The 10,261-nt window shown below is 74.1% G+C and carries 11 protein-coding genes; 8 read left to right on the plus strand and 3 right to left on the minus strand.

The window, feature by feature from the left end; all coding sequences use genetic code 11:
* The 8 genes from C1I98_RS28255 to C1I98_RS28290 all read left to right on the plus strand — a co-directional run.
* On the plus strand, positions 1 to 1,692 hold a 1,692-nt coding region (locus C1I98_RS28255; protein ID WP_199537274.1), incomplete at its 5' end, for an acetyl-CoA carboxylase carboxyltransferase subunit alpha.
* On the plus strand, positions 1,685 to 2,173 hold the full coding sequence (accB, locus tag C1I98_RS28260; protein WP_199537275.1) for an acetyl-CoA carboxylase biotin carboxyl carrier protein: 489 nt from the start codon (positions 1,685 to 1,687) through the stop codon (positions 2,171 to 2,173). The genes C1I98_RS28255 and accB, both read left to right, overlap by 8 nt.
* The gene (locus C1I98_RS28265) at positions 2,170 to 3,537 is read left to right on the plus strand and encodes an acetyl-CoA carboxylase biotin carboxylase subunit (RefSeq protein WP_199537276.1); all 1,368 of its coding nucleotides are present in this window, start codon (positions 2,170 to 2,172) and stop codon (positions 3,535 to 3,537) included. Before accB ends, C1I98_RS28265 begins: the two co-directional genes overlap by 4 nt.
* Positions 3,538 to 3,590: 53 nt before the next feature.
* The gene (locus tag C1I98_RS28270) at positions 3,591 to 3,839 is read left to right on the plus strand and encodes an acyl carrier protein (RefSeq protein WP_111170449.1); all 249 of its coding nucleotides are present in this window, start codon (positions 3,591 to 3,593) and stop codon (positions 3,837 to 3,839) included.
* Positions 3,836 to 4,678 (plus strand): cupin domain-containing protein, encoded by an 843-nt coding sequence (locus C1I98_RS45385; protein WP_111170450.1) that lies wholly within the window; start codon positions 3,836 to 3,838, stop codon positions 4,676 to 4,678. Before C1I98_RS28270 ends, C1I98_RS45385 begins: the two co-directional genes overlap by 4 nt.
* Positions 4,675 to 5,937 (plus strand): beta-ketoacyl-[acyl-carrier-protein] synthase family protein, encoded by a 1,263-nt coding sequence (locus C1I98_RS28280; RefSeq protein ID WP_111170451.1) that lies wholly within the window; start codon positions 4,675 to 4,677, stop codon positions 5,935 to 5,937. Before C1I98_RS45385 ends, C1I98_RS28280 begins: the two co-directional genes overlap by 4 nt.
* A 3-nt stretch (positions 5,938 to 5,940) precedes the next feature.
* Entirely contained in the window at positions 5,941 to 7,179 is a 1,239-nt protein-coding gene (locus C1I98_RS28285) for a beta-ketoacyl synthase N-terminal-like domain-containing protein (protein ID WP_111170452.1), read from the plus strand.
* Between the two features lie 188 nt (positions 7,180 to 7,367).
* Positions 7,368 to 7,925, plus strand: coding sequence for an NADPH-dependent FMN reductase (locus tag C1I98_RS28290; protein WP_111170453.1), 558 nt, complete (start codon positions 7,368 to 7,370; stop codon positions 7,923 to 7,925).
* 48 nt (positions 7,926 to 7,973) lie between these two features.
* Here C1I98_RS28290 and C1I98_RS28295 read toward each other — a convergent pair whose 3' ends face one another.
* Genes C1I98_RS28295 through C1I98_RS28305 form a run of 3 tightly spaced genes read right to left on the minus strand, consistent with a single transcriptional unit; the run spans position 7,974 to position 10,227 of the window.
* The gene (locus tag C1I98_RS28295; protein ID WP_111170454.1) at positions 7,974 to 8,837 is read right to left on the minus strand and encodes a 5-oxoprolinase subunit C family protein; all 864 of its coding nucleotides are present in this window, start codon (positions 8,835 to 8,837) and stop codon (positions 7,974 to 7,976) included.
* Entirely contained in the window at positions 8,834 to 9,475 is a 642-nt protein-coding gene (locus C1I98_RS28300; protein WP_233508264.1) for a 5-oxoprolinase subunit B family protein, read from the minus strand. Before C1I98_RS28300 ends, C1I98_RS28295 begins: the two co-directional genes overlap by 4 nt.
* Positions 9,472 to 10,227 (minus strand): LamB/YcsF family protein, encoded by a 756-nt coding sequence (locus C1I98_RS28305; RefSeq protein WP_111170455.1) that lies wholly within the window; start codon positions 10,225 to 10,227, stop codon positions 9,472 to 9,474. The genes C1I98_RS28300 and C1I98_RS28305 overlap by 4 nt, the downstream gene beginning before the upstream one ends.
* Between the last annotated feature and the right edge of the window lie 34 nt (positions 10,228 to 10,261).

Raw genomic sequence — 10,261 nt, forward strand, 5'->3', positions numbered from 1 at the left:
GTCCCGGAACCATCCGCCGCCGGTGGCCCGGCCGAGGCCGGTGAGCGGCGCTGGACGTCCTGCGGGCGCTGCCGTTCGCTGCTCTATGTGCCGAAGCTCGACCGCGACCTGCACGTCTGCCCCGAATGCGGGCATCACCGGCGCATCGGGGCGCTGCGCCGGCTGCGCATGCTGCTCGATCCCGGCTCCTTCCGGCCGGCGCCCGCCGTACGCGGCGGCGACCCGCTGGGGTTCTCCGATTCCCGGCCCTACCCGGCCCGCCTCGCCCAGGCCAGGCGCGCGACCTCGCTGGCCGACGCCGCCTGCCACGGCCGGGGCGCCATCGGCGGGCACGAGGTCGTCGTGCTCGCGATGGACTTCGGGTTCATGGGCGGCAGCATGGGCTCGGCGGTGGGCGAGGCCGTGGCCAGGGCGGCCGACGAGGCCCTGGACACCCGCACCCCGCTGATCCTCATCACCTGCTCAGGCGGGGCGCGCATGCAGGAGGGCGCGCTGTCGCTCATGCAGATGGCCACCACCGCGCAGGCGCTGCGCAGGCTGGAGCGGGCCGGCGTGCTGCGCGTCTGCGTCCTGGCCGACCCCACCTTCGGCGGCGTCACCGCGTCGTTCGCCACCCTGGGCGATGTCCTGGTGGCCGAGCGGGGCGGGCTGATCGGCTTCGCCGGGCCACGCGTCATCGCGGCGGCCACCGGCCGCCCGCTGCCCGAGGGCTTCCAGACCGCCGAACACCTCCACGGCAAGGGCCTGCTGGATCGGGTGGAACACCGCGGGTCCCTGCGCCCGCTGCTGACCCGCGTACTCGACCTCGCGGCCCCGGCGGTCGGCCCGGCTCCGCCCTCGGGACGAGAGCCGGGCGTCGCGGTCGTCACCGACTCCGGCGAGCTGGACACCGGCCTCAGCGCCTGGGACGTCGTCCGGACCGCGCGCGACATCCGCAGGCCCACCACCCTCGACTACATCCGGCTGATCGCCGACGACTTCGTCGAGCTGCACGGCGACCGCGCGCACGGCGACGATCCCGCGATCGTGGGCGGCCTGTGCTCGATCGGCGGCTCACGGGTCGTGCTGGTGGGCCACCAGAAGGGCCACGGCACCGCCGAGCTGGTCGCCCGCAACTTCGGGATGCCGCACCCATGGGGCTACCGCAAGGCGCTACGGCTGATGCGGCTCGCCGACCGGCTCGGCCTGCCCGTGGTCACGCTCGTCGACACCCAGGGGGCCGCCCCCGGCGTCGAGGCCGAAGAACGCGGCCAGGCGTGGGCGATCGCCGAGACCATCGCCGGCATGTCCGACCTTCAGGTGCCGGTCGTCTCGGTGGTGACCGGCGAGGGCGGCAGCGGCGGTGCGATCGCGCTGGCCGTCGCCGACCGGCTGCTGATGATGGAGCACTCCTGCTACTCGGTGATCAGCCCGGAGAGCTGCTCCACGATCCTGTGCGGCGACCCCTCCCAGGGCCCGGCCATGGCCGAGGCGCTGCGGCTGACCGCGCCGGAGCTGCTGCGGCTCGGCGTCGCCGATGGGGTGATCCGCGAGCCGTACGGCGGAGCGCAGGCCGACCACGCGGCGGCGGCGGCCAACCTCGCCGCGGCCCTGCTCGCCGCGATCGAGGAGGAGGCCAAGGAGCCGGCCACGGGCCGCAGGGAGCGCAGGCACGCGAGGTTTCGCCGGCTGGGAATGGTGACCGATGGCTGATGAGCCGATGGTGCTGGGCTCGGCGCGCGGTGAGGAGCTGCGCCTGCTCCGGGCGGAGGTGAGCAGCCTGGTCAAGACGATCCCCGGTGCGGTCGAGCGGGTCGCGCTGCGGGTGGGGGAGTGCTCGCTGGAGATCGCCTGGGCGCGCCCGGCCGTGGCGGAGCCCGGACGGCCGGTCGACGACGCGTCCGCCGTGCCCGCGCCGGTGCCTCCCGCCGCCGCCGACTCGCGGGTGAAGGCCGTCCGCGCCCCGCTGGTCGGCACCTTCTACGCCGCTCCGCAGCCCGGCGAGGCCCCGTTCGTCCGCGCGGGCGACCGCCTCGCGGCCGGGCAGCCGGTCGGCATCGTCGAGGCGATGAAGCTGATGAACCAGGTGCCGTGCGAGTGGCCGGGCGAGGTGGTGGAGATCCTGGTGGCCGACGGGCAGCCGGTCGAGTACGGCCAGGAGCTGCTGCGGGTCAGAGTGGAGGGCGCGACGTGAGCGCGCCGTTCAAGAAGATCCTCATCGCCAACCGCGGCGAGATCGCGCTGCGTGTGATCCGGACGTGCCGGGAGATGGGCGTCCCGTGCGTGGCCGTCCACTCCACGGCCGACACCGGGGCCCCGTTCGTGGCGTTCGCCGACGAGGCGGTGTGCGTCGGGCCGCCGCCCTCGCGGCGCAGCTACCTCTACATGCCGAGCCTGATCGAGGCGGCCCGGCGGCACGGGGCCGACGCCGTCCACCCCGGGTACGGCTTCCTGTCGGAAGACGCCGACTTCGCCCGGGTGTGCGCGGAAAACGGGATCACCTTCATCGGGCCCGCCCCCGAGGTCATGGAACGGGTCGGCGACAAGGCGCGGGTGCGCGGGCTGATGGACGAGGCCGGGCTCCCGGTGCTGCCGGGCAGCGCCGGGCCGGTGACGAGCCTGGCCGAGGCCGAGCGGATCGCCGCCACCACGACCGGCTACCCGGTGGTGGTCAAGGCCGCGGCGGGCGGCGGCGGGCGCGGCATCGCCGTGGCGGGCTCGGCGGCCGAGCTGCGCGACGCCTACCGGGAGACCGTGGCGCTGGCCCGCTCCCTGTTCGGCAACGGCGATGTCTACCTGGAGCGTTACGTGCCGGGGGCCAGGCACGTGGAGGTGCAGATCCTCTGCGACGGCCACGGCGGCGCGGTCCATCTGGGCGAGCGCGACTGCTCGTTGCAGCGACGGAACCAGAAGCTGGTGGAGGAGGCCCCGGCCCCCGGGCTGTCCGATGGGCAGCGCGCCGAGCTGGGCCGGCACGCCGTGCGCGGGGCGCTCAGCGTCGGCTACACCGGGGCGGGCACGATGGAGTTCCTGCTCGCCCCGGACGGCGCGGCGACCTTCATGGAGATCAACGCGCGCATCCAGGTCGAGCACCCGGTGACCGAGATGATCACCGGCCTGGACCTGGTCCGCGAGCAGATCCGCATCGCCGCGGGCGAGCCGCTGGGCTACACCCAGCGCGACGTCCGCCTCGACGGCGCGGCCGTGGAGTGCCGGATCAACGCCGAAGACCCCGACGCCGAGTTCCGGCCGACCCCGGGGCGGCTGGACCGGCTCGACCTCCCCGGCGGCCCGGGCATCAGGGTGGACGCGGGGTTCGTGGCGGGCGGTACGGTCCCGCCCTACTACGACTCGCTGATCGCCAAGCTGGTCGCCTGGGGGCGCACCCGCGAGCAGGCCATCGCCCGGGCCGAACGGGCGCTGGCCGAGACCACCGTGGCCGGTCCGGGGGTGCGGACCACCATCCCGCTGCTCCGCCGGCTGCTGGGCCATCCCGTCTTCGCCGACGGGCGGCACACCACCCGGTTCGTCAACGACCTTCTGGCAGGCGGCCTATGAGCCCGATCTTCTGAAATCGTCGATGAACAAGTCCATTCCCCCTGGAGTCACCCATGTCACAGATACTCACCGATCAGGACCTACGTACGCTACTCATCGCGGTCGGACTGTCACCAGGCGTGCCCGACGAGTCGCTCGCGCTCACCTTCGAAGAGCTCGACCTCGACTCCCTGGCCCGCATGGAGATCGCCACCCGGATCCAGGAGAAGTTCGGCGTCGACGTCGAGGACGACCTCGTGGCCGAGACGTCCCCGCAGCAGGCCAAGCACCTGGTCAACCAGCGACTGGAGAGTGCGGCATGATCGGCCACACCGACAACGTCGTGGACATCGACGCGCCCATCGCGTTCGTCTGGCGGCACACCAACGACGTGCGCGGCTGGACCGACCTGTTCACCGAGTACGCCAAGGTCGAGGTGCTGTCGGAGGAGGCCAACGCGGTCACCTTCCGGCTGACCATGCACCCCGACGAGGAGGGCAGGCAGTGGTCGTGGGTGTCCTACCGCGAGTGGGACCTCGACACCTACACCGTGCGGGCCAGACGGGTGGAGACCGGGCCGTTCGAGTTCATGAACATCACCTGGACCTACGAGGCGCTGGAGGCCGACCGCACCCGGATGCGGTGGATCCAGGACTTCCACATGAAGCCGGGCGCGCCGGTGGACACCGCCGGGATGACCGAGCACATCAACCGCAACAGCCGCATCCAGATGGACCTGATCGCCGAGCGGGTGCGGCTGCGCCGCCAGGCCGTCGTGGGCTTCGACGACGTGATCGCCAACCGGCGGCGCGGCGGCGACCTGCGCACGCTGGTCGCGCCGAGCACGGTGGGCTCGGCGTTCGGCTTCTGCGGCGCGGTGCGCCTCGGGCCGGGCGAGCGGATCACCGAGCACTACCACCCCTACTCGGAGGAATACCTGTTCGTCGCGCGCGGTGAGGTGCGCATCGACCTGGACGGCACCCCGACCGCGGCCGGCCGGGACCACGCCGTCCTCATCCCGCGCAACGTGCGGCACCGGGTGGTCAACACCGGCGAGGAGGAGGCGCTGGTGGTGTTCACCCTGGCCCCGCTGGCCCCCCGGCCCGAGCTGGGCCACGTGGAGACCGAGACGCTCGGCGAGCCGGCCGCGGAGCCGGCATGACCGGTCGCCGCAGCGTCGTCACCGGAGTGGGCGTGATCGCTCCGGGCGGGGGCTCCAGGGAGGAGTTCTGGGCGCGGATCGTCGGCGGCAAGCCGGCGATCCGGCGGATCAGCGTGTTCGACCCGGCGCCGTTTCGCTCGCAGGTCGCCGCCGAGTGCGACTTCGACCCGACCTGCCACGGGTTCACCCCGCGGGAGGTCCGGCGGCTGGACAGGTTCGTGCTGATGGCGATGGCGTGCGCGGACGAGGCGTTCGCCGACTCGGGCCTTACCCCCGAGGCGATCGACCACGACCGGATGGGCGTGTCGCTGGGCAGCGCGGTCGGCGCCACCATCCGGCTGGAGGACGAGTACGTCGTGGCCAGCGACCACGGCCGCCACTGGGAGGTGGAGGCGCGGCACGCGCTGCCGTTCCTGTACGGCGCGCTGGTCCCGGCCAGTGGGGCGAGCGAGCTGGCCGTGCGGCTCGGCGCGCGCGGCCCGGCGGCGGTGGTGTCCACCGGCTGCACCTCTGGGATCGACTCCATCGGGCACGCCCACACCCTCATCCAGGACGGCGAGGCCGACATCATGATCGCGGGGGCGTCGGACGCCCCGATCTCCCCGATCACGGTCGCCTGCTTCGACGCCATCCGCGCCACCACGCCGAGCAACGACGACCCCGAGCGGGCCTCCCGGCCGTTCGACGCCGACCGCAAGGGGTTCGTGCTCGGCGAGGGCGCCGCGGTGCTGATCGTGGAGGAACTGGAGCACGCCCTGGCCCGGGACGCCCGGGTCTACTGCGAGATCACCGGGTCCGCGGCCAGGGCCAACGGCTTCCACATGACCGGGCTGCGGCCCGACGGGTTCGAGCTGGGCGAGGCGATCAGCGAGGCGCTGGACCAGGCCCGCCTCGACCCCGCCGACATCGGCTACGTCAGCGCCCACGGCTCGGGCACCAAACAGAACGACAGGCACGAGACCGCCGCCTACAAGCGGGCGCTCGGCGCGGCGGCGCGGCAGGTGCCGATCAGCTCCATCAAGTCGGTGATCGGCCACTCGCTCGGGGCCATCGGCTCCATCGAGATGGCCGCCTGCGCACTGGTGATCGAGCGCGGCGTGCTGCCGCCGACGGCCAACCTCACCACTCCCGACCCGCACTGCGACCTGGACTACATCCCGGTCGTGGCCAGGGAGGCTACCGTCACGCACGCCCTGTCGGCGGGCAGCGGGTTCGGCGGGTTCCAGTCAGCGATGATCTTTTCCAGGCTCCGGGGGTGACTAGTGCGGCAACGGGCGGTGATCAGCGGCATCGGGGTGGTCGCCCCGACCGGTGTCGGCGCGGCCGACCACTGGTTCGCCGGGCTGGCCGGGCGCAGCGGCATCCGGGAGTTGCCCGACCGCACCGCGGCCGGCCTGCCGGTGCGGGTCGCCGGGCAGGTGCCCGGCTTCGATGAGACCGAGTTCGTGGCCAACCGCCTGCTCGTCCAGACCGACCGCTGGACGTGGATGGCGCTGGCGGCCACCGATCTGGCTCTCGCCGACGCCGGTCTGGACACGCGAAAGGAGTTCCCTTTCCACCTTTCGGTGGTGACGGCGGCGGCCTCCGGCGGCAACGCCTTCGGGCAGCGGGAGATCCAGGCCCTCTACAACGAGGGCCCGCGCTCGGTGAGCGCCTACCAGTCGATCGGCTGGTTCTACGCGGCCAGCAGCGGCCAGATCTCGATCAAGCACCAGCTCAAGGGGGCCTGTGGGGTCCTGGTCGCCGATGCGGCGGGCGGCGTGGACGCGCTGGCCCAGGCCCGGCGGCTGATCGCCAGGGGCACCGGCGTGGTGGTGACCGGCGGCACCGAGGCGCCGCTGTCGCCCTACGCGATGGCGTGCCAGGCGGGGCAGCAGACGCTGAGCCGCGACCCCGACCCGGCCACGGCCTACCGGCCGTTCGCCCCGGACGCGGCCGGGCACGTCCCGGGTGAGGGCGGCGCGATGCTGGTGGTGGAGGAGTGGCGGCGCGCGCACCTGCGCGGCGCGACCGTCTACGCCGAGGTGTCGGGGTCGGCCGCGACCCACGACGCGACCGACGCGACCCGCCCGCCCGCGCAGTCGCACCAGTACGCCAGGGCGATGCGCGAGGCGATCGCCCGCTCCGGCTGCACGCCCGACGACGTGGACGCCGTCTTCGCCGACGGGGCCGGCGACGTCTTCGCCGACGATTTGGAGGCGCGGGCGCTGCGGGAGGTGTTCGGCGACCGGCGGGTGCCGGTGACCGTTCCCAAGACGATGACCGGGCGGCTGTGCTCGGGGGGCGCGCCACTGGACCTGGCCTGGGCCGCGCTGGCGATCTCGCACGGCGTGCTGCCGCCCACCGTCAACGTCGATGCCGGCGAGGCGGCCCGGCGGCACGGCCTGGACCTGGTGACCGAGGCCCGGGACGGCTCGCTCGGCACGGTCCTGGTGGCGGCCAGGGGAGCGGGGGGTTTCAACGCGGCGGTCGTGCTGAAGGCGCATGCGTACGACGAGTGACCAGGGGCGCGTGAAACCGCCTGCATGGCGCGCCCGGCGGTACGCGGGGATGCGGGCGCGGGTGCCGCCGTTCGGCCCTGCGCCTGGCTCATGCCGGATTTGCCTTGACACCGGTGTCAAGGTTCTAGCGTGAGCAGCCGAACTCGCCGTCGAGCACCGCCCCGCTCGCTGACCTGAGAGGCCGCGCCATGAATCTCCTTTTGATCAGCGGCAGCACACGGGCAGGATCCACCAACACCGCCGTGGTGCGGGCGGTGCCCGAACTCCTCGGTACCGCGGTTCGCTGCCTGGCCTATCTCGACCTGACGAAGCTTCCCCACTTCAACCCGGATGACGACGTCGACCCCCTTCCCGCCGAGGTCGTCCGCCTCCGTGCGTTGATCGCCGAGGCCGACGCGCTGCTGTTCTGCACGCCGGAGTACGCGGGAGATCTGCCCGGTTCGATGAAGAACCTGCTGGATTGGACCGTCGGCGGGGTCGAGATCGTCGGCAAGCCCGCAGGCTGGATCAACATCTCGTCGTCCACCACCGGTGCGCAGGGCGCCCATCGCGCGCTGCGCGTCGTCCTGGGCTACACCGGGGCGGCGGTCGTGGACGAGGCCTGCGTCCGGGTGCCGGTCGGGCGAGGCGACGTGAGTTCCGAGACAGGAGAGATCGACGCCCTCCAGGTCCGCGAAGAACTCGGCCGGGCCGCCCACCAGATCATCAAGGTCCTGGACGGGGCGTCCGCCACGCACCCGCGATGAAGCAGTACCGCCCGCCCCCTGGCGGCACACCGGCACGACGAAGTGGACTCACCGCGCGCCCGGCCCACCGGGGCGGAAACGGACCTGGTCACCGGGGCGGAGCTGCGCGATGACCGCCAGGGCGCGGGAGGTCAGCACGCCGATCACCGGATAGCCGCCGGTGGGCGGATGGTCGGGCAGGAAGACGATGGGCCGCCCGTCCGGTGGCACCTGGACGGCGCCGGTGACCATGCCCTCGCTGGGGATCTCGCCCTCGCGGGCCCGGTGCAGCGCCGCGCCGCGCAGCCGTACGCCCACACGGTTGCTCTCCGGCGTGATCTCGTACGGCGTGCCGTAGAAGGCGCGCAGCGCCTCCTCGGTGAACCAGTCCTCGCGCGGCCCCGGCAGCACGCCGAGCACCGGAGCCGCCGGGAACGCCGGGCCGGGCACGGCATCGACCGTGATCGGCCGGTCGCCCGCCACGCCCACCGGCAACCGGTCGCCGGGACGCAGCGGCGGCGGGCCGAGCCCGGACAGCGAATCGTGCGAACGGCTGCCGAGCACCGCCTCGACCTCGACGCCGCCCCGCACCGCCAGATAGGTGCGCAGCCCCGCCGCGGGAGCCCCGACCACCAGCTCCGCCCCAGCCGGAACCCAGACCGGGGCGTACATCTCCGCCACCCGCCCGGCGAGGTACAGCGGGCAGGGCGCGCCGGTGACGGCGATCCAGGCCGGATCCGCGAAGCGCAGCCGGGCCCCGCCGAAGGTCAGCTCGATGCCCGCGTGCCCCTCGGGGTTGCCGACCAGGCGGTTGGCCAGCGTCAGCGCGCGCTCGTCGGCCGCCCCCGAGCGGGGCACGCCCAGATGCGCGTAGCCGGGCCTGCCCAGGTCCTGGATGGTGGCGTAGGGCCCGGGCGCGAGGACGTCGATCACGGGCCCGCCGCCTGGAACCGCACCCGCGTGCCGGGGCGCAGGATCGACGGCGGATCGGCGCGCACGTCCCAGGTGCGCAGGGTGGTGTGCCCGATCAGCCGCCAGCCGCCCGGCGAGGCGGACGGGTAGACGGCCGAGTAGGGCCCGGCGATGGCGACCGCCCCGGCGGGCACCGAGGTGCGCGGGGTGGCCAGGCGGGGTACGTGCAGCTCGGGGTCCAGGCCGGTCAGGTAGGCGAACCCGGGGGCGAAGCCGAGCCAGCCGGCGACCAGCTCGGTGCCGGTGTGCCGGGCGATGACATCCCGGACGGAAAGGCCGGTCAGCTCGGCGACGCCGGGGAGGTCGGCTCCGTCGTAGACGACGGGGATGACGACGGTGTCGGTGCCGGACGGGCGCGCGGGGGGCGCCTCGCCCGCCGTACGGGCGAGATCGGAAAGGCGGGCGCGCAGCCGCGCGAGATCGACGCCGGGGGCGACGACCAGTACGGTCGCCGGGCCGGGCACGATCTCCACGACGCCGGGCGGGCGTTCGGCGCGCAGCAGCGCGTCCAGGCGGTGGGAGATCGCCAGCTCGCCGGTCTCGACGAGCAGGCCGTGCTCGCCCGCCCGCCGGATCGCGGGCGCCTGGCCGCCGGTCACGCGAAGGGCCGCACGGACAGACCGGCCGCGGTGAGCGCGTTCCGGACGGCGCGGGCCATGGCGACCGCCCCCGGGGTGTCGCCGTGTACGCACAGCGATCGGGCCGCGACCTTCACCTCGGTGCCGTCGGCGGCGGTGACCGTGCCCCCGGCGGCCATCCGGGCGGCGCGGGCCGCCACCTCGCCGACGTCGTGCAGCACCGCGCCGGGCTCGCGCCGCGGGACGAGACGCCCGTCGGCGGTGTAGGCGCGGTCGGCGAACGCCTCGGCCACGGTCGGCACGCCCCGCTCGGCGGCCACCTCGCGCAGCACCGAGACCGGCAGGGTGAGCAGCGGCAGCGCGGGGGAGAAGGCGGCGACCGCGCTGACCACCGCATCGGCCTGCACGGCGTCGCGCACCACCCGGTTGTAGAGCGCCCCGTGCGGCTTGACGTAGGCCACCCGGCCGCCCATCGCGCGCGCGACCCCGTCGAGCGCGGCGATCTGGTACAGCACCTCGGCCGACAGCTCCTCCGGATCGACGTCCATCGCCCGCCGCCCGAACCCCGCCAGGTCGCGGTAGGAGACCTGGGCGCCGATGATCACACCGCGGTCGACGGCGGCGGCACAGGTGCGGCGGATCGTCAGCGGATCGCCCGCATGGAACCCGCAGGCGATGTTGGCGCTGGTGACGATGTCGAGCAGCGCGTCGTCGTCGCCGAGCCGCCAGATGCCGAACCCCTCGCCGAGGTCGGCGTTGAGGTCGATCTCCATCCCGCACCTCCTGCCGTCACGCCCACCCTAGACC

The organism is Spongiactinospora gelatinilytica, from assembly GCF_003236385.1.
GTDB classification, from domain to species: Bacteria; Actinomycetota; Actinomycetes; order Streptosporangiales; family Streptosporangiaceae; genus Spongiactinospora; species Spongiactinospora gelatinilytica.